At 32.5% G+C, this 25136-nt stretch carries 21 protein-coding genes, 2 rRNA genes and 1 riboswitch; all 23 genes read right to left on the reverse strand.

Going from position 1 to position 25136, the window contains the following annotated elements:
* Positions 1-53: 53 nt before the first annotated feature.
* The 23 genes from ACTG46_RS18140 to cobU all read right to left on the reverse strand — a co-directional run bounded on the left by ACTG46_RS18140 (position 54) and on the right by cobU (position 25127).
* Positions 54-2950: ribosomal RNA gene (locus ACTG46_RS18140) — 23S ribosomal RNA — on the reverse strand.
* Between the two features lie 282 nt (positions 2951-3232).
* Positions 3233-4735, reverse strand: a 16S ribosomal RNA gene (locus ACTG46_RS18145).
* Together the 16S and 23S rRNA genes form the textbook arrangement of a ribosomal RNA operon.
* 193 nt (positions 4736-4928) lie before the next feature.
* Entirely contained in the window at positions 4929-5507 is a 579-nt protein-coding gene (locus tag ACTG46_RS18150; protein ID WP_054271867.1) for a precorrin-2 dehydrogenase/sirohydrochlorin ferrochelatase family protein, read from the reverse strand.
* Positions 5508-5659: 152 nt separating this feature from the next.
* Positions 5660-6625, reverse strand: coding sequence for a porphobilinogen synthase (hemB, locus tag ACTG46_RS18155; RefSeq protein ID WP_054271868.1), 966 nt, complete (start codon positions 6623-6625; stop codon positions 5660-5662).
* 15 nt (positions 6626-6640) lie between these two features.
* Positions 6641-8140, reverse strand: coding sequence for a uroporphyrinogen-III C-methyltransferase (cobA, locus tag ACTG46_RS18160; RefSeq protein ID WP_054271869.1), 1500 nt, complete (start codon positions 8138-8140; stop codon positions 6641-6643).
* Positions 8130-9035, reverse strand: a complete 906-nt coding sequence (gene hemC / locus ACTG46_RS18165; protein ID WP_074180123.1) for a hydroxymethylbilane synthase — start codon at positions 9033-9035, stop codon at positions 8130-8132. The genes cobA and hemC overlap by 11 nt, the downstream gene beginning before the upstream one ends.
* Positions 9036-9065: 30 nt before the next feature.
* Positions 9066-10544, reverse strand: a complete 1479-nt coding sequence (locus ACTG46_RS18170) for a cobalt-factor II C(20)-methyltransferase (protein ID WP_479923355.1) — start codon at positions 10542-10544, stop codon at positions 9066-9068.
* 18 nt (positions 10545-10562) lie between these two features.
* Positions 10563-11312 carry a precorrin-6A reductase gene (cobK, locus tag ACTG46_RS18175; RefSeq protein WP_479923356.1) on the reverse strand — a complete coding sequence of 250 codons (750 nt, stop codon included), beginning with the start codon at positions 11310-11312 and terminating at the stop codon, positions 10563-10565.
* Positions 11309-12034: a precorrin-3B C(17)-methyltransferase gene (gene cobJ, locus ACTG46_RS18180; protein ID WP_054271873.1), complete on the reverse strand. Its 726-nt coding sequence runs from the start codon at positions 12032-12034 to the stop codon at positions 11309-11311. The genes cobK and cobJ overlap by 4 nt, the downstream gene beginning before the upstream one ends.
* The gene (gene cbiG, locus ACTG46_RS18185) at positions 12031-13152 is read right to left on the reverse strand and encodes a cobalt-precorrin 5A hydrolase (RefSeq protein ID WP_054271874.1); all 1122 of its coding nucleotides are present in this window, start codon (positions 13150-13152) and stop codon (positions 12031-12033) included. The genes cobJ and cbiG overlap by 4 nt, the downstream gene beginning before the upstream one ends.
* A complete protein-coding gene (locus ACTG46_RS18190) occupies positions 13136-13888 on the reverse strand; it encodes a cobalt-precorrin-4 methyltransferase (protein WP_479923357.1) in 753 nt (250 codons plus the stop codon). Before ACTG46_RS18190 ends, cbiG begins: the two co-directional genes overlap by 17 nt.
* Positions 13881-14456 (reverse strand): decarboxylating cobalt-precorrin-6B (C(15))-methyltransferase, encoded by a 576-nt coding sequence (locus ACTG46_RS18195; protein WP_054277712.1) that lies wholly within the window; start codon positions 14454-14456, stop codon positions 13881-13883. Before ACTG46_RS18195 ends, ACTG46_RS18190 begins: the two co-directional genes overlap by 8 nt.
* Positions 14446-15054, reverse strand: a complete 609-nt coding sequence (locus ACTG46_RS18200; RefSeq protein ID WP_054277713.1) for a cobalt-precorrin-7 (C(5))-methyltransferase — start codon at positions 15052-15054, stop codon at positions 14446-14448. Before ACTG46_RS18200 ends, ACTG46_RS18195 begins: the two co-directional genes overlap by 11 nt.
* Positions 15051-16277, reverse strand: coding sequence for a cobalt-precorrin-5B (C(1))-methyltransferase CbiD (gene cbiD / locus ACTG46_RS18205; protein ID WP_479923358.1), 1227 nt, complete (start codon positions 16275-16277; stop codon positions 15051-15053). Before cbiD ends, ACTG46_RS18200 begins: the two co-directional genes overlap by 4 nt.
* Positions 16278-16285: 8 nt before the next feature.
* Positions 16286-16918, reverse strand: coding sequence for a cobalt-precorrin-8 methylmutase (locus ACTG46_RS18210; RefSeq protein WP_054271879.1), 633 nt, complete (start codon positions 16916-16918; stop codon positions 16286-16288).
* Positions 16906-17793 (reverse strand): GHMP family kinase ATP-binding protein, encoded by an 888-nt coding sequence (locus tag ACTG46_RS18215; protein ID WP_479923359.1) that lies wholly within the window; start codon positions 17791-17793, stop codon positions 16906-16908. The genes ACTG46_RS18210 and ACTG46_RS18215 overlap by 13 nt, the downstream gene beginning before the upstream one ends.
* A gap of 1 nt (position 17794) precedes the next feature.
* Complete coding sequence (locus tag ACTG46_RS18220) at positions 17795-18865, reverse strand: pyridoxal phosphate-dependent aminotransferase (RefSeq protein WP_479923360.1); 1071 nt, start codon at positions 18863-18865, stop codon at positions 17795-17797.
* 31 nt (positions 18866-18896) lie between these two features.
* Entirely contained in the window at positions 18897-19868 is a 972-nt protein-coding gene (gene cbiB, locus ACTG46_RS18225; RefSeq protein WP_074180115.1) for an adenosylcobinamide-phosphate synthase CbiB, read from the reverse strand.
* On the reverse strand, positions 19869-21245 hold the full coding sequence (locus ACTG46_RS18230; RefSeq protein WP_479923361.1) for a cobyrinic acid a,c-diamide synthase CobB: 1377 nt from the start codon (positions 21243-21245) through the stop codon (positions 19869-19871).
* Positions 21246-21284: 39 nt separating this feature from the next.
* Complete coding sequence (locus ACTG46_RS18235; RefSeq protein ID WP_479923362.1) at positions 21285-22799, reverse strand: cobyric acid synthase; 1515 nt, start codon at positions 22797-22799, stop codon at positions 21285-21287.
* 115 nt (positions 22800-22914) lie between these two features.
* Positions 22915-23093: riboswitch (cobalamin riboswitch) on the reverse strand.
* A gap of 55 nt (positions 23094-23148) precedes the next feature.
* Positions 23149-23763 (reverse strand): histidine phosphatase family protein, encoded by a 615-nt coding sequence (locus ACTG46_RS18240; RefSeq protein ID WP_054277758.1) that lies wholly within the window; start codon positions 23761-23763, stop codon positions 23149-23151.
* A 20-nt stretch (positions 23764-23783) separates the two neighbouring features.
* A complete protein-coding gene (gene cobS, locus ACTG46_RS18245; protein WP_074180112.1) occupies positions 23784-24557 on the reverse strand; it encodes an adenosylcobinamide-GDP ribazoletransferase in 774 nt (257 codons plus the stop codon).
* Positions 24558-24566: 9 nt separating this feature from the next.
* Complete coding sequence (gene cobU, locus ACTG46_RS18250; RefSeq protein WP_054271885.1) at positions 24567-25127, reverse strand: bifunctional adenosylcobinamide kinase/adenosylcobinamide-phosphate guanylyltransferase; 561 nt, start codon at positions 25125-25127, stop codon at positions 24567-24569.
* Positions 25128-25136 lie beyond the last annotated feature (9 nt).

Here is a 25136-nt window from a genome sequence, read left to right on the forward strand (position 1 = left end):
AGTTAACACTCTAAAAACTACATATATATTTTATTGAATGAACATCAAATAATTTGGTCAAGTCCTCGACCTATTAGTATCGATAAGCTAAATACATTGCTGCACTTACACCTTCGACCTATCAACCAGATAGTCTTTCTGGGGTCTTACCCTTGCGGTGGGAAATCTTATCTTGAAGTTGGCTTCGCGCTTAGATGCTTTCAGCGCTTATCCATTCCGTACATAGCTACCCAGCCATGCCCTTGGCAGAACAACTGGTACACCAGAGGTACGTCCATCCCGGTCCTCTCGTACTAAGGACAGGTCTTCTCAAATTTCCTACGCCTGCGACGGATAGGGACCGAACTGTCTCACGACGTTCTGAACCCAGCTCGCGTACCACTTTAATGGGCGAACAGCCCAACCCTTGGGACCTACTACAGCCCCAGGATGTGATGAGCCGACATCGAGGTGCCAAACCTCCCCGTCGATGTGGACTCTTGGGGGAGATAAGCCTGTTATCCCCAGGGTAGCTTTTATCCGTTGAGCGATGGCCCTTCCACGCAGAACCACCGGATCACTAAGTCCGATTTTCATCCTTGCTCGACCTGTATGTCTTGCAATCAAGCTCTCTTTTGCCTTTACACTCTACGTACGATTTCCGACCGTACTGAGAGAACCTTTGAGCGCCTCCGTTACCTTTTGGGAGGCGACCGCCCCAGTCAAACTGCCCACCTGACAGTGTCCCAAGACCAGATTCATGGCCTATGGTTAGAGTCCCAGTACTACAAGGGTGGTATCCCAAGGATGGCTCCGCCAAAACTGGCGTCCTGGTTTCAAAGCCTCCCACCTATCCTGTACATGTAGTACCAAGACCCAATGTCAAGCTACAGTAAAGCTCCATGGGGTCTTTCCGTCCTGTCGCAGGTATCCGGCATCTTCACCGGAATTACAATTTCACCGAGTCTGTTGTTGAGACAGTGCCCAAATCGTTACGCCTTTCGTGCGGGTCGGAACTTACCCGACAAGGAATTTCGCTACCTTAGGACCGTTATAGTTACGGCCGCCGTTTACTGGGGCTTAAGTTCACTGCTTCGATTGCTCTAACAGATCCCCTTAACCTTCCAGCACCGGGCAGGCGTCAGCTCCTATACATCGTCTTGCGACTTAGCAGAAACCTATGTTTTTGGTAAACAGTCGCTTGGGCCTATTCTCTGCGGCCACCGGATGGTGGCACCCCTTATCCCTAAGTTACGGGGTCATTTTGCCGAGTTCCTTAACAACAGTTCTCTCGCGGGCCTTAGGATACTCTCCTCACCCACCTGTGTCGGTTTGCGGTACGGGTACCTTTAACCTCGATAGAGACTTTTCTTGACAGTGTGAAATCAGCTACTTCGCTACTAAATTTCGCTCCCCATCACATCCCAGCATTATCAAAGCGGATTTACCTACTCTGACTGCCTCAATGCTTGGGCACACATAACCAACAGTGTGCTTAGCTTATCCTACTGTGTCATCCCATCTCTCAAACGGTTATCGGTAGTACAGGAATATCAACCTGTTGTCCATCACCTACGCCTTTCGGCCTCAGCTTAGGTCCCGACTAACCCAGGGCGGACGAACCTTCCCCTGGAAACCTTGGGTTTACGGCCTGTGGGATTCTCACCCACATCTCGCTACTCATGCCAACATTCTCACTCCCATACTGTCCACATGTCCTTACGGTCATGCTTCAACCCGTATGGGAAGCTCCCCTACCCATCATAATGATGCCGTAGCTTCGGTAGTAAGTTTTAGCCCCGGAAATCTTCGGCGCAGGATCACTCGACCAGTGAGCTATTACGCACTCTTTGAATGAGTGGCTGCTTCTAAGCCAACATCCTGGTTGTCTGTGCAATCCCACATCCTTTACCACTTAACTTACATTTAGGGACCTTAGCTGACGATCTGGGCTGTTGCCCTTTCGACTATGAATCTTATCACCCACAGTCTGACTCCCAAGTATAAGATGACGGCATTCGGAGTTTGATAGTCTTCGGTAGGTGCAATACCCCCTAGGACATTCAGTGCTCTACCTCCGTATCTCTCACCTTGAGGCTAGCCCTAAAGCTATTTCGGGGAGAACCAGCTATCTCCGGGCTCGATTGGAATTTCACCGCTACCCACAAGTCATCCCCGAGCTTTTCAACGCTCGTGGGTTCGGACCTCCACGAAATTTTACTTTCGCTTCATCCTGCTCATGGGTAGGTCGCCCGGTTTCGGGTCTACGTCAAGTAACTGAACGCTCAGTTAAAACTCGCTTTCGCTACGGCTCCACACCTTAAGTGCTTAACCTTGCTACTTAACGTAACTCGTTGGCCCGTTCTACAAAAAGTACGCGGTCACACAAGAAATGTGCTTCCACAGCTTGTAAGTGCAGGGTTTCAGGTTCTATTTCACTCCCCTCCCGGGGTTCTTTTCACCTTTCCCTCACGGTACTATACGCTATCGGTCACTAGGTAGTATTTAGCCTTGGAGGGTGGTCCCTCCTGCTTCCCACAGGGTTTCACGTGTCCCGTGGTACTCTGGATCATATCTAAAGTTTTCTCGTTTAACATACAGGACTATTACCTTCTGTGGTGGGTCTTTCCAAACCTCTTCAATTACGATACCTCTTCGTTATGATATGTCCGCAACCCCAATAAAGAAAACTTTAATGGTTTGGGCTCTTCCGCGTTCGCTCGCCGCTACTTACGGAATCGAATTTCTTTCTCTTCCTTCAGGTACTTAGATGTTTCAGTTCCCTGAGTTCCCCTCATTAAGCTATGTATTCACTTAATGATACTTAGACATTACTCTAAGTGAGTTTCCTCATTCGGAAATCTTCGGATCAAAGTTTACGTGCAACTCCCCGAAGCTTATCGCAGCTTATCACGTCCTTCATCGGCTCCTAGTGCCAAGGCATCCGCCCTGCACCCTTAATAACTTGACCAGTTAAAAAGGTTTGATAGATTAAAGTCTATCAACTTGATAATTTTTAAAAGTTATCAGCTTTATATATTACAAATTAGATGTCATATCACTAAATATATATGCAGTTTTCAAAGTGCTAACGCACAGCGCCAACGGATAAATCCCGTTGCTTAAAGTGCTAACGCACGTCGCCAACAAACAAACTTCGCATACGCTCAGCTTATTCTGTTGCTTTAAGTGCTAGTTTTGAGTATTCGTAAAAACGAACCCTCAAAATTAAACAGTAGGTAATTCTCCTTAGAAAGGAGGTGATCCAGCCGCACCTTCCGATACGGCTACCTTGTTACGACTTCACCCCAGTTATTGATTCCACCTTCGACGACTTCTTCCAAAAGGTTAGATAATCGGCTTCGGGCGTCTCCAACTCCCGTGGTGTGACGGGCGGTGTGTACAAGACCCGGGAACGCATTCACCGCAGCATTCTGATCTGCGATTACTAGTAACTCCAGCTTCATGTAGGCGAGTTTCAGCCTACAATCCGAACTGAGAGTAGCTTTAAGGGATTAGCTCCACCTTACGGCTTGGCAACCCTCTGTACTACCCATTGTAGCACGTGTGTAGCCCTAAGCATAAGGGGCATGATGATTTGACGTCATCCCCACCTTCCTCCAGGTTATCCCTGGCAGTCTCTCTAGAGTGCCCAACTTAATGATGGCAACTAAAGACAAGGGTTGCGCTCGTTGCGGGACTTAACCCAACATCTCACGACACGAGCTGACGACAACCATGCACCACCTGTCACCAATGTCCCCGAAGGGAACTCTCCGATTAAGGAGATGTCATTGGGATGTCAAGCTTAGGTAAGGTTCTTCGCGTTGCTTCGAATTAAACCACATGCTCCGCTACTTGTGCGGGTCCCCGTCAATTCCTTTGAGTTTCACTCTTGCGAGCGTACTTCCCAGGCGGAGTACTTAATGCGTTAGCTGCGGCACCGAGGGGGGTAACCCCCGACACCTAGTACTCATCGTTTACAGCGTGGACTACCAGGGTATCTAATCCTGTTTGCTCCCCACGCTTTCGTGCCTCAGCGTCAGTTACAGTCCAGAGAGCCGCCTTCGCAACTGGTGTTCCTCCTAATATCTACGCATTTCACCGCTACACTAGGAATTCCACTCTCCTCTCCTGCACTCAAGTCTCCCAGTTTCAAGAGCTTACTACGGTTGAGCCGTAGCCTTTCACTCCTGACTTGAAAGACCGCCTACGCACCCTTTACGCCCAGTAAATCCGGATAACGCTAGCCCCCTACGTATTACCGCGGCTGCTGGCACGTAGTTAGCCGGGGCTTCCTCCTCAAGTACCGTCATTATCTTCCTTGAGGACAGAGTTTTACGACCCGAAGGCCTTCATCACTCACGCGGCGTTGCTGCATCAGGCTTTCGCCCATTGTGCAATATTCCCCACTGCTGCCTCCCGTAGGAGTTTGGACCGTGTCTCAGTTCCAATGTGGCCGATCACCCTCTCAGGTCGGCTACTGATCGTCGCCTTGGTAAGCCGTTACCTTACCAACTAGCTAATCAGACGCGGGTCCATCCTGTACTGGCTCACCTTTGATATTCAAGAGATGCCTCTCAAATATGTTATCCCGTATTAGCATACCTTTCGGTATGTTATCCGTGTGTACAGGGTAGGTTACCCACGCGTTACTCACCCGTCCGCCGCTCTTTACCGAAGTAAATCGCTCAACTTGCATGTGTTAGGCACGCCGCCAGCGTTCATCCTGAGCCAGGATCAAACTCTCAAATAAAAGTTTATCAGGCTCAGATACTATTGTTATCAAAATATCTGGCTTTATGGTTTGTTTCTTGTTTTGTAAATTAACCTACTGTTTAATTTTCAAAGTTCATTTTTCATGTTTGCCCTTTTCTTAAGGACAAGTAATACTATATCATCTTAAAAATAATCCGTCAACACATTTTTAATATTTTTTATTTTATTTTTTATATATCAAGTTTCTTTAACTCTTCTAAATCGAGCGTTATCAACATATTAAGCATATCTTTTCTTTCGCTTTTATCTTCATATTTTTTTATAACTTTTTTTCTAATATCGCCTAATACATTTAAATATTCCTCATAATCTTCAGTATATATCTTTTCAAGCTCCTTTTTTATTTTTGATGATAGTGAAGGACTCTTACCCCCAGTAGATATACTTATAAGTAAATCGCCTCTTTTTATATATGATGGGACAGTAAAATTTGATACCTCTACATTATCAACAACATTTACCAGCTTATTTTCCGCTCTACAATATAATCCTATTTCCATATTCAATTCCCTATTATTTGTTGCAGCAATTATTACAGAAGCATTTTTTATATACTTTTCTCTATAATCATCCTTTATTATCTTTATATCTCCCTCCAAATCATAAAACTTATTTAAAAGTTGTTTAGAAACTATAGTAACACTCTTATTAAAGTTTAAAAAATTTTTACATTTCCTATATGCGACTTCTCCTCCACCAATTATAACTACATCTAGGTCATCTAATTTTAAATTAATAGGATATAGCATTTTATACCTCCAAAATTTATTTAATCACATAAATAAAGTATAGAAATTATAAATTAGTATCTATTCTTATTTAATAAAGCTCTAAATAAAAACACTATAGAATATCTAATTACAATTCCTATACTTTTTATAATTCTTTTTCTTTATAGAATCTATTTTTGTAACAATCTCGCAATATCTTTAGCAAAGTAAGTTATTATTATATCTGCTCCTGCTCTTTTTATAGATGTAATTGATTCAAGAATTACATCTTCATTTAATAAACCTTCTTTTACAGCATACTTAAGCATAGAATATTCTCCACTTACATTATAAGCTGCTAGAGGTAAATCAAAGTTGTCTTTAACCCTTCTTATGATATCTAAATATGATAATGCAGGTTTAACCATAAGTATGTCTGCACCTTCTAATATATCAAGTTCTGTTTCTATTATAGCTTCATTGCTATTTGCTGGGTCCATTTGATATGTTTTTCTATCTCCAAAAGATGGTGCTGAATGAGCTGCTTCTCTAAAAGGACCATAGAAATTTGAAGCATATTTAACACTATAAGCCATTATTCCTATATTCTCTAATCCATTTTCATCTAAAGCTTCTCTTATCGCTTGTATTCTTCCATCCATCATATCCGATGGAGCTACCATATCTGCTCCAGCTTTAGCATGACTTACAGATATTCTAGCTAAATACTCTAATGATTTATCATTATCAACATAACCAGTATCAGTTAAAATTCCACAATGTCCATGGCTTGTATATTGACACATACAGACATCTGTTATCACATTCATCTCTGGATTTATCTCTTTAACTTTCCTAATTGCCTTTTGAACTATTCCATTATCATTAAAAGCTTGTGAGGCACACTCATCTTTTTCATTTGGCACACCAAACAACATTATATGCTCAATACCTAACTCACTTATTTCTTTTATTTCTTCTTCTAACATGTCTATAGATAAATGATAAACATCTGGTAAAGATTTAATTTCTTCTTTTATATTCTCTCCCTCTACTACAAATAGCGGATATATTAAATCTTCTACATTTACTTTAGTTTCTCTTACTAAGTTTCTTATTGCTTTACTTGCTCTTAATCTTCTTGGTCTTCTTAACATGATAATCCTCCAAAATTAATTTTTTATGATTAAATCTACTAATGAATCTATAGTAGATGTAGTAGCTTCTTTATATAACTTTATTCCTAAGTTATTTATCGTCTCTGTAGTTATAGGTCCAATAGATAGTGTTTTTATTTTGTCTAATAGTTTAATATTCTCTTTTCCTATAATTTCAATTAGATTATTTACTGTTGAGGAACTAGTAAATGTTATATAATCTATATCATTAGAATTTAAAATATCTAATATCTCATCTTTCTTCTCTTCATCTATTACTGTTCTATATGTATGTACTTCTGTTACCTCACAAATATCCTTAAGCTTGTCAACTAGATAATCTCTAGCATTTTCTGCTCTAGGTATAAGTATATTATCACTACTTTTCAAGATAGGCATTAGCTCTTCATATAGTGATTCTGCTACAAATTTTTTAGGTACTATATCAGCTATAATTCCTCTTTTTTTCAATTCATTTGATGTAGCAGAACCTATAGCACATATTTTTAAATTAGATAGTATTCTTAAATCAAAATTCATTTCATATATCTTTTCAAAAAAGATTTCTACAGCATTTTTACTAGTTAATATTAGATAATTATATTTATTTATATTTCTTATTTCATTTTCTAACTTAATATTATTTTGTAGTTTTTCTATCTTTATAGTAGGTATTTCAATTGGATTTCCACCTAAATCCATTATTTTTTCCACTAATACACTATTTTGATTTCTAGACCTAGTTACAGCAATACTTTTTCCAAATAAAGGCTTATTCTCAAAGAAATTTAACTTTTCTCTAAGACCTACAACACTGCCAACTACTATAAGGGTTGGTGGCTTTACTTCTTCTTTAATAGCAGTTTCATAAACATTTTCAAGTGTAGATGTAACAACTCTTTGATTATATCTAGTTGCCCAGCTTATAAGTGCAACTGGTGTATCCTTATCTTTTCCCTCTCTCATTAAGTTTTCACTTATTTTCTTTAAATTTGATATTCCCATTAAAAACACAAGAGTACCTTTATTATTTGCAAGAGCATTCCAATTTAATTCTCCACTATCATCACCCTTCAAATGACCTGTTATTACATGAAAAGATGAAGCATGTTCTCTATGTGTTATAGGTATACCAGCATAACATAAGCCTCCTATAGCAGAAGTTATTCCTGGAACTACTTCAAATTCTATCTCCTCATCTACTAAAGTCTCTGCTTCTTCGCCTCCTCTACCAAATACATAAGGGTCTCCCCCCTTAAGACGAGTAACATATTTTCCTTCTTTAGCCTTTTCTGCTATAATTCTATTTATATCTTCCTGTGGCAAAATATGATTACTTGATACCTTTCCTACATATATAAGCTCACAATCAGGCTTAGCTTCTCTTAAGTAACTACTATTTGCTAATCTATCATATACTATTACATCTGACTTTCTTATACACTCTAGACCTTTTAAAGTCATGAGTTTATAATCACCTGGCCCTGCACCTACTAAGTAAACTTTACCCTTCATAATTTTCATACTCCTTCAATACAAGTTTAGCTAGTTTTAAACCTAACTCTCTAGGAGAAGAAATATCCCCCTCCATAGACTTAATTACTACTTTAGTTCCTTCTGAATCTCCATATAGACCAGTAAGATGTATCTTATCTTGGTTTATTTCACAATAAGCAGCCATTGGTATATGACAACTTCCATTAACACCATCCAAAAAACCTCTTTCAGCTAATATTTGGATTTCTGTATTTTCATCTTTTAGTGAATTCACTATTTCTTCTATATTACTATCATTACTTCTTATTTCTATAGCCAAAGCTCCTTGAGCAGGTGCTGGTATAACAACATCAACAGGTAAATAAGAACTTATTTTTTCTTGTAAATTCGCTCTTATTATTCCTGATGCAGCCAACACAATCCCATGCATATTTTCATCTTTTATTTTTCGTATTCTAGTTTCTACATTACCTCTAACTTGTACTATATTTAGGTCAGGTCTTTGCTTTAATAATTGAAATTTTCTTCTTTTACTTCCTGTGCCTATTACTGCTCCATGAGGTAAATCATCTAAGCTTTTATATCCTTCTCTAAGTATTAGAACATCTCTTGGGTCTTCTCTCTTAGGTGTATGAGCAAATTTTAGTCCATCTGCTAAATAAGAGGGCATATCCTTCATACTATGTACTGCTATATCTATTTTTCCATCCAATAGTTGCTGCTCTATTTCTTTAACAAACAATCCTTTATCGCCTATTTTATCTAGGGAAACATTTTGAATCAAATCCCCTTTTGTCTTTATGACTTTAATCTCAAAATTAATATCTGGATACTTCTTTTTTAATTCATTAATTACCCATTCTGTTTGTATAAGTGCTAGATTACTACCCCTAGTTCCAACCACGATATTCATACTAAATCTCCTTTAAAATATTACCTTCATCTATTTTATTTTGTTCTCTTTATTTACTAGTATTGTAGAAAAATAAGATATCTTATCTTCAAGATGTGCCTCTCGTAAATCTTTAAATACAGTTTCACCTTCTTGAGACGAATTACTTACTAAAATAGCATGTTCTATTAGATTATATTTTTCTAGTTTTTTTATTATTTCCTTAAAGTTCTTATAAACTTTCATCAATACTATTGAATTATAATTTTGTAAAGCAAGTTCTATTTTATCATCTTCCATAGTACAAGGAACTATTACTAAGGCTTCCTTATCCATAACTAGTGGAAAATTTTGATTAGATGCTATATTAGAAAATGATGAAATCCCTGGTATAGTTTCTACTTCTATCTCATCTGATATTCTCTCCATTATGTACACATATGTGCTATAAATCATAGGGTCTCCTAATGTTACAAACCCTACGTTTTTTCCATTCTTAACATCTGTAGCAATCTCTTCAGCTACATTGTCCCATGCTATATTCTTTTCATTTCCATCAAAACACATTGGAAAATGTCTAGATTTTATCTCTATTGATTCATTTAAGTATTCTTTAACTATTGATAAAGCTAAGCTATCTCCACCTTTTTTTGATTCTGGAGTATATAAAATATCTAGTTTCTTTAATACGCTAACTGCTTTCATTGTAAGTAAAGAACTGTCTCCTGGTCCTGCTCCTATACCATAAAACTTAACATTTTCTGCACATTTAGTCGCATGACGAACAAACTTATCTTGTATATAAGGATTTTCACCTAAACCTTTTAGATGTATATTTACATTAAATCCATTCTCTTCTAATATTGTTTTCCAAGAATCTTCTTCATCTCCCGCCATATCATTTATAGCATGGTCACCTGCAACTAACATAAATGGCATTAGATTTACGGTTTTTATATTACCTTCTTTTAATCTTCTTATTACATGCTCTATTTCTGGATAACCTTCAACTGTACCAACATAAGCATTTACTCCATTATCTCTAAGCATATATTCTAATGCTGGATATGCTGAATGTGATTCATGAATAGTCCCATGACCCATAAATACTACTGCTTCATCATTTTTCATATGAGGGATTTGATGTTTAATCGCCTCTACAGATTCTTGATAATCCTCAATATGTGTAAGTAAAGGTCTCCCTAATACAATCTTTTTAAATTTATATGAGTAGCCTTCTACTTGCTCTTTTAACTTGTTAAATTCTTCTCCACATATAATATGAAGTGTTTGAATTATTACTTCATCATATCCTTGTTCATATATTTTATCTAAAGCTTGTATTGGATTGTCTATCTCTATTCCATCCCTTTTTTTTATTTTATTTATTATCATATTTGATGTATAAGCTCTAAAAAAGTCATAGTTTTTTAATGAATCTTTTATTTTATTTTCACACATATCTATTGTCTTTTCTCTCGTTTCATGGTAGCTCGTACCAAAACTCACTACTAATAAGGCCTTCTTCATATGTTCTCCTCCTAAAAATTATACAAGTATGTCTTTAATTTTATTTATATCATTAATTACATTTTCATAGTTAATCGATTCTCGCTTAATAATTATCACTGGTATATTAAAACTTTTACATGCATTTACTTTTTCTAAGAAACCACCTGCTATTCCACTTTCTTTTGTTATAACTAAGTCTATGCCATAATGTTTATACGTTTCTTCGTTTATACACTGGCTAAACGGACCTTTCATAGCTATTATATTGTCTGCATTTAAACCTAATTTTTCACAACTTAGTATAACCTCACTAGTTGGAAGAACTCTAACTACTAAGTTTTTATCGTTTATTTCCTCTACAAATCTATTTAGATTCTTACTTCCTGTTCCTATAAATATATTTTTTCCTATTTTATTTGCTATTTTACAGGCTTCCTCAATTGTATCTACTATAAACTTATTATCATAATTTATTTCTTCAATTAGAGATTTCCTCTCAAATCTTATATATTCTACATTCAACAGTTTTGCACAATACATAGCATTTTTAGATACTTCAACTGCATAAGGATGAGTTGCATCTATTATTTTCACTATATGATTATCTTTTATAAATTTTAGCATCTCCTCCTGTCCGAGTTTTCCTAAAATTATATTATCTGTATGTCGTTGTGCAAGCTCCTTTCCATAATCTGTGGTCACTGAAAGGATATATGGTTGTTTTAGTTCATTTATCTTATCACATATAGATAAACTATCTGAAGTTCCTCCTAAAATCAAAATCATACTGTATAACCTCTTGGAGTTATCATCAACTCATTATCAATATAAGTAGATTTATTTCCGATTATAACCATTGTAGTCATATCAACCTTTTCAAAATCCATATTTTCAAAGGTACATACAAACTTTTCTTCCTTTTCTCTACCTACATCTTTAACCACTCCAACAGGCGTATTCCCACTTTTAAATTCACCCATTATTTTAAATGCTTTACTTAAATGCTCACTTCTTCCTTTACTTCTTGGATTATATAAACAAATTACAAAGTCAGCTTCAGCAGCTAATTTCAACCTTTTTTCAATTACTTCCCATGGAGTCATTAAATCACTTAAACTTATATGACAAAAATCATGCATAATAGGAGCTCCAAGTATAGCTGCTGCACCAATACTTGCAGTAACACCTGGAATCACTTTTACTTTTATATCTTCTTTTTCTTTAGATATTAATTCCAAGATAAGTCCTGCCATTCCATATATTCCAGCATCTCCACTACTTACAACTGCCACTTTTTTTCCTTTCTTCGCTTCCTCTACTGCTTGTTTACATCTATCAACTTCTTGTCTCATACCATTTTGAATTATTTCTTTATTTTGTATAAATTCTTCTATTAAATTTATATAAGTCTTATATCCAACAATAGCCTCAGAATCTTCTATTGCTTTTATTGCCTCTAAAGTCATGGTATCTTTACTTCCTGGACCAATTCCTACAACGTATATCATATTTTTATTCTCCCCACTGAAAAAGTTATTCCTTTATATTTATGTTTTTCAACTATTAAGTTCCCTTTGCTCAAAAGATACGCTACTGGCTCTGCTACTGAATACACTCCCACATTTTTTTTAACAAAATCAGATTTATCAAATAGATTATCAACATTTGATATTTCATCTATTGAAAATGTTTTAAAAGGTATTTGTAGTTCTTTTGATAAATCAATGATTGCCTTCTCATCTTTTTTTAGCTCTATACTTCCAATCGTGTTTATTGCTCTTATATCTATATTTTGTTTATTAAGAAATTCTACAAGCGAATTATACATTAGCTCACTATCTGTATTTCTTCTACAGCCAATTCCTATTACTATATCTTTTGGAATTACTCTTATTATTTTTTCATTAATATAATCATTCTCAAACTCATTATCTGTATTTAAATTTTCAACATCTCTAATACAATTTATTTTATGACTTATTATAACTACTTTTTCTATGTACTTATTTAAGAAACTCTCTTTTAACTCATCAATGTTTTGTATAAACTTAAATCCTCTAGTATCAACTTGATACCATTCATCAACATATAAACCAACACATTTATTGTTAACTAACTTAGAATTCACTTCTTTTACATTTTCTCTAAAGTTATCAATATATGCACTTAGATTTTTTGCTATCATATCTAATGAAGCCTTTTGATTTACATCAGTGGCTGTTGTTATTACTGGATTAGCATCGATAAGATTACTTATGTAATGTGTTAATTTATTTGCTCCTCCAATATGCCCACTCAATAAGCTTATTACGTTTTTACCTTTCTCATCTAGTACTAAAATTGCTGGGTCACTAAATTTACTCACTATATATGGCGCTATACTTCGTACAACTATACCTGTAGCCATTATAAATACTATGTAATCAAATTTATTAAATATTTCTCCCACAAAATCGCTCAGTTTCTTTTGAACTATATGTACACAGGTTTCTTGAAGATTTAAATTAATTTCTTTATTTTTTATTTGATATACAACACAATTATCTACTAGAGATTTTATCTTTATAGCTAGATTCTTACCATTTTCTGTGATACAGATTATAGCAATATTACCCTCTATATTCATGTTTAAAATCCTTGTCATATAACTTTGAGTTATTATATTCTTCTCCTAAGAATCTTCCAACCATTATTAAAGCAGTTTTATTTATATTATTTTCTTTAACTTTTATAGCTATTTCACTTAAAGTTCCTTTAACTATTTTTTCATCTGCCCAAGTTGCTTTATATATAACTGCTATAGGAGTATCTTTTGGATATCCACCTTCTAGTAATCTAGACACAACTTTCTCAATTTCTTGAACAGATAAAAATATTACCATAGATGTCTGATGTTTAGCATATGATTGTATTGATTCTTTCTCTGGAACTGGGGTTCTTCCTTCCATTCTTGTTATAATTACACTTTGAGAAATTTCTGGAACTGTATATTCAACACCTAAAGATGAAGCTGCTCCTAAAAAAGAACTTACTCCTGGAGTGCAATCATAATCTATATTCAATTTATTTAAGTCCTCTACTTGCTCTCTAATTGAACCATATATAGAAAAATCACCTGTTTGCAGTCTTACAACAGACTTGTTATTTTCTATACCTTCTCTCATGACATCTATTATCTCTTGTAAATCCATATGTGCACTATTATGTATTTGGCAATCTTCTTTACAATATTCCAAAAGTTCAGGATTAACAAGTGAACCTGCATATATTACTACATCTGCATTACTTAATAATTTGTATCCTTTTAATGTTATTAATTCTTTATCTCCAGGCCCTGCTCCTACAAAATGTACTTTATTCATAATCATTTTCCCCTTTTTCACAAGATATTATATATATAGGATTTAGTGGTTTAAAGTATTCACCTTTTCCTAGTTTCTCTAGTTTAGAAACATTTAAAACACTTACATCTATTTCTTTAAATCCATATTTTTTAAGTAATTTTAAAGTTTGATTAAAAGTATCCATTATTATAAAATTAGCTACAAGTCTTCCTCCTATAACTAAATTATTTTTAGACCATTCTATTATTTCTTCTAAATTATTCCCTGTCCCACCAAGAAAAATAGACTCAACTTGGGTATTTAATCCTACATCGATTGGAGCATACCCTTTTATTACTTCTATATTTTTTAAGTTAAACTTTTTTATGTTTTTCTCTATAAGTTCTATAGCAACATCATTTTTCTCTATAGATATAACATTTAGATTAGGATAATTATATGCAGCTTCAATACTTACACTTCCTGTACCAGCACCTATGTCTATAAAGTTTTTAGCTTTTACTAAATTCAACTTACTTATTGATATTGCTCTAACTTCTTCTTTAGTAATTGGAACTTTCCCTGTTATAAATTCACTATTCTTCATCTAAAATCACCACAACATTCATCTCGAAATTGTCCATTCTTATTATCTCTTCTGGTTTTGCTATTGTTATTTTTTCATTTTCATATGATAAATTTTCTCCTACTACAACAATCTTATTTAAATTTCTATCTATTATTTCTTTACTTATTTGTTTTGGACCTATCTTAGAGTCTGTAACCATACATACTTTTTTATGTGATAGTATATAATCAAAATCTGGTACTTTTCCATGACTACTTGTGATATATACATCATTCATATCAACATATATTTTTGAAAATATATATTGTAATGAACTAATTCCAGAAACCATATTTATTATTTTGTTGTCAATATTCTTAGATAGATACCTACCTATACCATATATTAATGGGTCACCAGAAGCTATTACTGATATTTGCTTTTCTTTATTATTATTTATGTACTCTATAATTTCTCTCAAATTAGAATCTAAGATTATTTTTTCTCCTTCGAAGTTTTTTATAGATTCTAGATTCCTCTTACCACCAATTAATACATCAGAAGTGGAAATTAAGTTTTCACCTTTTTTTGTTATATAGTCCAAATTTCCAGGCCCTAGACCTATTATGTTTATCATATAAAGACCTCCACTAATGCATCTGTATTATCCGATTTACCTAACAATGACTTATCCATTGAAAATATCATCACTTCCACATCAATATCATCTGACTCTTCATTTAAGTATTCCTTTACTCTATCTCTACATTTATTACTCAATATATTATACACCCGTTTATACTCACTATTGTTTATTATATCTACAGCTTCTTCAGATGTTAGGCACTGATTTATTTTATTTAAAAATTCGTATTTAGCTCCCATTAAGGCTAGATTTGCCACTAATATCTCACTTCTAGCATCTGCAACTTTACTATGAGTATTAAAGATACCAGCAGATAGTTTTATAAATTTGCCTATATGACCAGCCATTAATATTTTTTTATACCCTATTCTTTGAGCTTCTTTAATCATATAGCCTACAAAATTACTCGTTCTAACTACATACTTAATATCCAAGTTTAGTTTTTCTCTTATAAACTGTTCTCCATGATTTCCTGGAACCAGTATTATTTTATCTAAGCCTTGTTCTTTTTTCATTTGAAGTTCTATGGATAAGGATTTTTTCCATCCTTCATCACTCATAGGTTCAACAATACCTGTTGTACCTATTATAGATATTCCTCCAACTATACCTAATCTTGGATTAAATGTTTTCTTTGCTACCGTTTCTCCTTGTGGAGCAAAGATTGTTATTTTTAAAACTTTATTATCTCCAAGTATAGATTCAAAATTACTTCCTACAAGCTTTCTTATTTCCTCGTTTATCATTTTAAGTGGAGTAGGATTTATAGCTGGCTTACCAACATCTACACTTAGTCCTTTTTTGGTTACTACTCCAATACCAATTCCACCATAAACTCTAATATATTTATAAAGTTCATTTTGACTCTCACTATTAGTATTTACACTATCAATATCACATAAAGTAAGATAATCTTTATCATTATCGTTTTTGGACACAATTTCAGCTCTTGCATAAATATCCATGGTGTGAGTTGCATCTATGTCATCTCCACCATCTTTTTTTATGGAACATTCCACAAATGTATTAGAAATATTTATATTATCAACCTTTAATGATAATGGTATCCCTTTAGGAGTATCTATATTTATAGTATCAATTTTATTTTTTGTTATCAGCATATATACAGCAGCTTTGGATGCACCTGTTGCACATGAGCCTGTAGTATATCCTCTTCGATATTTTTTACCATCTATATATACATATTCTTCCATACATATACCTACATAGTATATAATATAGCATTTACTATTGCTGCTGCTAAATTACTACCACCTTTTCTACCTTTAGAAATTATATATGGTATGTCTGTTTTTTCAACCTCATCTTTTGATTCTTGCGCCCCTACAAAACCTACAGGAACTCCTATAACTGCATCTAAATCTAATTTACCTTCTGATTTCATCTCCATAACTTTATATAAAGCTGTTGGTGCATTTCCTAAAACAAATATCTTTCTGCCATCTTCTTTAGCTGCAATTTCTACTGCTGCCATAGAACGAGTAATCCCTTTCTCTTTAGCTAATTTTGCTGTTTCTTCGTCTGCTACTAAGCATTTATATTTACATCCTAATACTTCTAGCTTTCTTTTATTTATTCCACTAAGAGCCATATTTGTATCAGTATAAATACTAGCATTATTTTTTAATGCATCTATTATACTATCTACTGCTTCTTCTGATATTTTTAATATGTCTAAGTAATCGAAATCAGCAGTAGTATGTATAGCTCTTTTTATTATTTTTTCTTCGATATTATTCTTAAATCTATAATCTGGTCTAATCTCATCTATTATTTCTTGTATTAATTCAAAACTTTTTTCTTCTATTTTCATAGGATTCTTTATGTATTGCATTCTATTTCCCCCTTAACTCCTCCATTTATTATGTTCAATGTATAAATCTTATTATAAACAGAATCTATATTAGATTCACATAATACATCTATTATCTTTTTATCATCCATAAACTTATCAATTAAGATGCCTATTACTGTACCACTGTGAGCAATGTTTACTCCATATGCTCCACATTTTTTTGATATTTTTATTATTTCACTTAGGTACTCTTTTTTCTCTATATTTTCATTTGCTAAACTACTTAAAGTACAAGCCTCTCCAACTAGGGATAAGTTATCACTTTTTATTCCCTCTTCTAGAATAGCAAATGACCTTTTTATGATTTCTCTATTTTCTATTTTTAAGGTGTTGTAATCTTTCCTCAGCCTAATTTTCATAGTATCTAACATTTTGTTTGGTTCAAGTATTATAACTTTTGCATTGGTTAGATTCCCTAAATATTTTATAACAGTTCCACTTAAAGGATTAAATATGCTATTTTTATCTATAAATATAGAATCTGTTGGTTCTATTTCCGCTGCTAATTTACAAATCTCTTCACTACTTAAATCTTTATCTATCAATGACAATGTTGCCTTTATAGTAGCTCCTATATCAGCAGTCGAACTTGCCATTCCCTTTCCAACAGGTATCTTACTATCTATATTCAGAGAAATATTTTTAGTATATTTTTTAGGTAGATTAAACTTTTCAAATACTTTCTCAATTGCTAGTCTTGACTTACGTCTACCTAAGTTTATATCTATTAATTTTTCTTCAATATACACCTTGGAATACATATCTATTGCATATGAGCATAGATATTCTTCATCATCAATTATTCCTTGTACAAACTCTCCACAAGATGCTGGGCACATTCCATAAGATTTCATTCTAATCACCCAATAAACCTTTTATATTTTCTATAAGAATTTTATTATCTTCATGAGATTTTATAGCTACTCTTATAAAACTTTCATCTAGTCCTACAAAGTTAGATGCATCTCTAACCAATAAATTTCCTTGCTTAAATAAATCTTTTTTCAATTCTCTAGATGTTTTTTTATAAATTTTTATCAAAATAAAATTAGCATCTGTATCATAGACTTTTATATTTTTTACATTTCTCAACTCTTGTAACATGTATTTTCTTTCTTTTATGTAATATTCTTTACTCTTTCTAATATACTCTTTATCTTCAAAAATAAAATCAGATAGTATGTCTGCAAAAGAATTTATAGTCCATGGCTCTTTGTATTCATAAATTTTGTCCATAATGTTAGTATTGCTTGTAATACCATATCCTAACCTTAAGCCAGGCATACCAAAAAACTTAGTCACAGCTTTAATTATGAATATGTTTTTGTTTGATTCTATATATTTGACTAAGCTATACTCATTTTCATCTTCAACAAACTCCATAAAAGTTTCATCAACTATTAACATCTTATTATACTGACCTAATAAATAAACAAGTTCCTTTAAGTCTTGAACATTTCCACTAGGATTATTAGGATTACAGATAAATAAGCTATCGAATTTTTCAATGTTATTTTTTATTATATCTATATCAAATTTAAAATTATTTTCTGAATCTAACTCTAAATCTATAATATCTAGATTGTTTAACTTAGCACTTCTTCTATATTCTGAAAATGTAGGATTTATTATAGCTAATCTTTTTTTAAGACTCTTCATAAGCAAATAAATCACTTCTGTAGCACCATTTCCAGGTATTATAAAGTTCTGATTTATATCTATATATTTTGATATATTTTCTCTCAAGTTTGTATAGTTTATGTCTGGATAATTCCTACACTCCTTTAATCCTTTTAAAATGTATTTTTCTAAATTTGGCAATACATTTGGATTTATATTTGAGCTAAAATCTATTATTTCTTTTGGGTCTTTCCCATACAATTCAGCCATCTCATCCACATTGGCACCATGCCCTAAATCCTTCATCTATGTCCCCCTTAAGTTCGCAAACCATCATTTATATAATTAATTTGATTAAAATCATCCTACACAACACATATAATAGTGTAAATACTAATATGGATACAAACGAAGATGCGTACATAATTTTATTCGTTTTAATTATATCCTCTTTATCTATCTCCCTAAGCTTATCCCCTATTGTTGGCTTATATACTTTTTCCCCAAAATAAACGTTAGTACCACCCAATTGGATTCCTAAAGCACCAGATACTGCACCCTCTGAAAAAGCACAATTTGGACTTTTATGATTCTTTCTATCTCTAATGGATATCTTAAAACAATTTCTATAATTGTAACGTAAAAAGAAACTCCCAATTGTCATAAGGACAACGGATATTCTAGCTGGTATATAATTGGCTACATCATCAATCTTAGCAGAAGCAAAGCCAATATCTTTATATTTTTCATTTTTATATCCAACAGTTGAATCTAATGTATTTATAGCTTTATACACCATAGCAAGTGGTGCTCCTCCAATAAATGCATAAAACATAGGTGCGATTATACCATCTACAGTATTTTCTGCAACAGTTTCTACAGTTGCTCTTATTATCTCAGACTCACTTAAAGTAGTAGTATCTCTACCTACTATATAAGACAACTGCGTTCTAGATTTCTCTATATCTCCAGTTTTTAATACATTATAAATTTTTAAAGCTTCATCTTTCAAACATTTTGTAGCCAGTGTGGTATAAATTATAAAACCATTTACCACAACACTCAATAATCCATTAAAGCTAAATAACTTCACTATAGAATAGGTTATTAAATATGTTATTCCCACAGTTATAAACCATAATATAAATCCACCAAATTTTAACTGTTTATCACTCTTAAAGACCTTCCTTATTATACCTTGAGTAAAATTTATAAGTTTACCAATAAACCTTACTGGATGAGGAAAAGAATACGGGTCTCCTACAATTAAATCTGCCACATATCCTATATAAATAGATAAAATATTCATTTACTTATTTCCTTTATTCAAAAAATTTTCTATACAATTTAAATTATTATAGAAATGAGTATGAAGATATGTAGCTAAAGTATTTCCTTTACTATAACCGCCATCCCATTCCTCAACTATATTTCCATCTCTTTCTTTTTTCATTGAATATGCACATTTTTCATCACTTTCAAATATTGAATGATGAAACTCATGACCTTTGATAGCTTCTCCTTTTTTAGATAAAAGAGTATTTTCTTTAGCTACACCAATACAGTATCCAAATCTTTTTAAAGAAGATGTCATCTTACTAATTCCACTGAATATACCAACCATATTAAATTCTTGTTCTTCTTGATTCAATAGTTTCTCACCTAGGTACATCAGCCCCCCACATTCTGCATAAATTGGTATGTTATTGTTATGTGCCTCTAATATAGAAGCTCTCATTGACTCATTTGCCTCCAATTCTTTTCCAAATATCTCTGGAAATCCCCCTCCAATATAAATATAATCTGAAGTTGGCACTGATGTATCTTCAAGAGGGCTAAAATAGTTTACCTCTAATCCAAGTTCTTCTAAAAGCTCTATATTCTCTCTATAATAAAAATTAAATGCCTTATCATATGCTATAGCTATTGATTTATTCTTAACATGCTTTTTTATTTCATTATTCTCTATTAAAGTTTGAAAATCAAAATCACTCTCAAACTCATCACTTTCTGAAATTTCTATTATCCTATCAATATCTATATAACTTTCAATTTCATCAGCTAAAGTATAAAATTTTTCTCTTAAAGATTTCATCTCCACACTAGGAACCAATCCTAAATGTCTAGATTCTAAAGAAAACTTATTATTTGGAGGAAAATACCCCAATACTTCAATATTACAATATTTCTCTATAGAACTTTTAATTATTTGATAATGGCTATTGGTCTTAACATTATTTACTATGACACCTCTTATATTTACATCTTTATCTAATTCCTTATATCCAAGTACCATAGCAGCACTAGATGCAGCCATAGATTTTCCATTTATAACTAATATAACAGGTGATTTTAACACCTTTGAAGTATGTGAGCTTGTACAGTTATCTAAATCTATTCCAAAACCATCATATAGCCCCATAACACCTTCTATTACTGAAATATCTGCATCTTTTGATGATTTATTCACTATATACTTTATTTTTTCATCATCTAACATATAAGAATCTAGATTTCTGGAATGTCTTCCAGTTATAAAAGTGTGATATGAAGGGTCTATATAGTCTGGCCCTACTTTATATGGCTGTACTTTCATATTCCTCTTGACTAAGGCTTGCATTATTCCTAATGAAATTGTTGTCTTGCCTACTCCACTACTGGTACCTGCAATTAAGATTTTTTTCATAATACACCTCCTACCTAAATTATAAATACAGAATCATTACTATTTCATAATCTCATATATTTTCTCTATATCTAAATGCTCTCTTAAAAAATCAGCCAATTTATCATATTCTTTATCTTTAAATTCACCAAAAGAATTTACCTTGCTTTCTAATTCTTGTAGACCTTTTTTCTTTCTTATATTATTTAAAATTTTCCTTGTGAAACTTATTTCATCAAAGATTCCATGAATATAAGTTCCAATTACAGTACCATCTTTATTTATGCTTCCTTCAGTATAATTCACTTCTTCATCCAGTTTTTTTGTTATCAAATCTAAGCTTCTTATACCATCACCTCGATTTGTAATACCCATATGGATTTCATAACCTTTTACTTTTATACCTTTAAGGTCATTCATATATTCACCATTACATTCAACAATAGTAGCTTCTACTTGTGTGGTAGTTTTTTCTTTCTCAAATATTGTTTCTGTATCTAAGAGACCTATACCATCAACTTCTTCAATTTCACTTTCAACATGATAAGGGTCTCTTAATTTCTTACCTAGCATTTGATACCCACCACATATACCAAATATCAATTTACCTTGACCATGCAAATTTTTAATTTGTGACTCAAGACCACTTTCTCTTATATACATTAAATCATTTATAGTACTTTTAGTTCCTGGTATTATTACCATATCTGGATTTCCTAAAGATTCTCCAAAATCTACATACCTGATGCTTACATCTTCTTGTGTCTCAAATATATTGAAATCTGTAAAATTTGACATGTGTGGAGTTCTAATTATTTCTATGTGTATATCACCTTTATTCATTTTTTTCTTAAATCTAGTAGTCACACTATCCTCATCTTCTATTTTTATATCTGTATAAGGAACTACTCCTATAACAGGTACTTTTATAATGTCTTCTAGCATATTTACTCCATCTTGTAAAAGCTCTTTTTTTCCTCTAAATTTATTAATTATTACACCTTTTACTCTTTTTTTCTCATCTTCATTTAATAAAAGCATTGTTCCTACTAATGATGCAAATACTCCTCCTCTATCAATATCTCCAACTATTATTACAGGTGCATCTGCTATTTCTGCCATACCCATATTAGATATATCTCTATCTTTTAAATTTATCTCTGCATTACTACCAGCGCCTTCCATAACTACAATATCATAAGTTGAATTCAAGCTATCAAAGGTATCTTTCAATATATCTACCAATTCTAGTTTGTAATCATGATATTGGGAAGAAGGCATTTCCCCTATAACTTTACCTCTTACAATAACTTGACTTTTGTTATTTCCAGAAGGTTTTAATAGAACTGGATTCATATCAGCTATAGGCTCTATTTTTGCTGCTTCAGCTTGAAATACTTGTGCTCTTCCCATTTCTAATCCTTCTTTAGTTATAAAGGAATTTAAAGCCATATTTTGAGACTTAAAAGGAGCAACAGTATAACCATCTTGTTTAAATATTCTACACAAACCTGCTACTAAGATACTTTTACCTACGTTTGATGCTGTTCCTTGTAGCATTATTTTTTTCCCCACTTTCTAACCCCTCCTTGCTAAAATTTACTAAAATGCCAATAAAAAAAGTCCTATTGCTTCTAAAGATAGGACTTTTATACGTATTAATTAAAAATCTTTCACCCCGAAGACCTCTTGTTTTAAATTAAATTAGGCAGGTATCCTGGCTTAACTTCATCCTACTTCTATAACCTTCCCATCAAATTGACAGTGGTATTTATAGTTTCGTTGGTTTCACAGTAGCGGGGGCTGCAAAGGCATCTAACCTTTTTCCCTTTTAATATATAATTAAGAACCTAATTTTAATCTAATATTCTATTTTCATTAATATTTTTACAGACATATATTGTAATACTTAATTTTAATTAAATTATATAAAGTCTGTAAAATTCATTTTATCTACTACAGTAAATCCACTATTAATTTCTAAAACTGTAATAGATGCATTATCAATTTTAAAGTTCCAATGATATTTATAACCACCAGAAATCAAATGTGTTATTATATTTCTTATTGTTCCTGCATGAGAACATATAAGTATTGTTTTTATATCTGAATGACTATCATTTTCTAAAAGTATATTATCAATTTCTTTTGCCACTCTTTTATAAGAGTCTATGAGACTTTCTCCATTTGGATATCTATAGTTGTTACCTTCTTCTATCATCTTTTCGAACTCTTTGGGATATTTGACTTTAATTTCTTCAAAAGTTATTCCTTCAAAGTCTCCAAAACTAATTTCTCTTAAAGCTTCTTTTTCTTCTATTTCTATTAATTTTAACCTTGATATCTTTTCTATTGTATCCTTTGTACGTGAAGATGGTGTCGTGTAAATTCGGTCTATATTTTCATTACTTAGGTATTCAGTAATTTTATTTATTTGAATTTTTCCTTCTTCACTGATACAACTATTTATGTGACCTGATAATCTTCCTTTTTTATTATCATTTGTCAATGCATGTCTTATTAGTATTAATCTTATCACATTATCACCACTTTTTAGTTTTAAAAAAACATAAAAATTAACAAATATATATAAATCAAATATACAAGCTCTGAAAGTTCTATTCCACAACCTAATATATCACCTGTTACTCCATCAATCTTTTTATAAATGTGTTTTTTGAATAATATTATAAATATAAAAATTACTATAGCTGAACCTAATATTTTAATCAACACTATATTAGGTAATAAGAATATAAATTTAGTAATAAGAATAACTATTAATGATGTATATACTATAGCTGTTATTAACATATTTGTAGTCAGTTTACCTATAAATAAATTTCCCATTCCTTTTTCTCTTGGTGTCACAGTTTTATATGTCAATAACATTACTCCTAATCTTGCAATCATTGGCATAAATATTATAACCCATAATGAATTATTACTTATTATATTGTATATGAATCCAACCTTTAATAAAAGCACAAACATAATTGCTAAAAGTGAATTTGTACCTAACCTTGAATCTTTCATTATTTCAAGCATTTTTTCTTTATCTCTATAGCTATATATTGCATCAAATGTATCTCCTAATCCGTCTATATGAAGACCTCCAGTAATTAATACCCCAGCTAGAGTTATTATTATAGAAGCTATAAATGGTTCAAATAAAAGCATAGAAATCCATCCTATTAAATAAGATAATACACCAATAACAAAACCTACAAGTGGAAAATACACTATTGATTTATAAAATTCATCATCAAATCCTACATTTAATTTTATAGGTATCCTTGTTAAAAACTGTAGTATTAAAATAAATCTTTTCATAGTCACATACTACTCCTTTATTTTCATAGGTATGCCACTAACTACAAAATAAACTTCATTACTTTTTGATGCTATGTATTGATTTATGCGACCTACAATATCAGCATATATCCTACTAAGTTTATTCCCAGGAACAATTCCCATACCTAATTCATTTGTAACAAATACAAAGTATAGATTTGTTTTTTCTATTTCTTCAATAAGTCTTATAACTTGTTCTTTTATATATTCTTCCAATTTGTTTATCTCTTCTTGAGTAGACTCTTCTATATTTAGATTGTGTTTAAACATTAGATTATTTACTAATAAGGTTACACAGTCTAGTATAACAGTTTCATGTTCTTTGTATAGCTGTCTAATTATGGAATATATATCTTCATATATTTCATATGTATCCCAATTTCTAGGTCTATTTTCTTGATGCTTTTTTACCCTATCTTTCATTTCATCATCAAACGGAATAGAAGTTGCTATATAAGCTGTTTTATTATTCCTATTTAAACATAGCTTTTCTGCAAAGTTACTCTTCCCTGACCTAGCTCCTCCTGTTACCAGAACAATTTCACTCATCAAAACACT

The sequence above is a fragment of the Clostridioides sp. LIBA-7678 genome, from assembly GCF_056716065.1.